At 47.3% G+C, this 503-nt stretch carries 1 protein-coding gene; it reads left to right on the top strand.

Annotation, left to right across the window (positions count from 1 at the left end):
- Positions 1–376: transposase (locus tag RCO25_RS34735; RefSeq protein WP_309000588.1), on the top strand; the 376-nt coding region annotated here is incomplete at its 5' end.
- Positions 377–503: the final 127 nt, after the last annotated feature.

The following is a 503-nucleotide window of genomic DNA, read 5'->3' as shown; positions in this document are numbered from 1 at the left end:
GAAGATCTTCACCGCGGCCATTTTAGCTGGCACAGGAGATTTAAGGCAGTATGCGCATGGACGTCAGGTATTGCGGAAGGCTGGCCTGAATTTGGCCGAAAGTACGTCTGGAAAGCGAAAAGGACGCATTGTTCTTTCGAAACGAGGAGACTCTGCCTTGCGAAAATATCTCTATCTCGCGACGGTTCAACTCGTTTGGAACAACCCCGTGTTCCGTCATCTGCATGAGCATAATGTGCAAGAAAAGAAGATGAAAAAGCAGCAATCCATATTTAAGTTAATAGGAAAGCTGGCACGAATTCTAGTTGGTATTGTTCAACGAGGAGAAAAGTTCATGCCAGAGAAAACCGTCCTGAGCTGGGCAGAAGCAGCTTAAGCTAAGCAGCATCACGTATATTGACTCATTCGCAGGATTTCACAAAGAAAGCACGGAGGACCGAGTTCGTTACCCAAAAGGGCTCAGACCCATCCGCTAAACGCTATCGGTCTCCACAACTTGGACA

This window comes from Paenibacillus sp. LHD-38 (assembly GCF_031157315.1).
In the GTDB taxonomy this organism is placed as follows: Bacteria; Bacillota; Bacilli; order Paenibacillales; family Paenibacillaceae; genus Pristimantibacillus.
The sequence above is the reverse complement of the archived record's forward strand: the minus strand, read 5'-3'. Positions and strand labels throughout refer to the sequence as shown.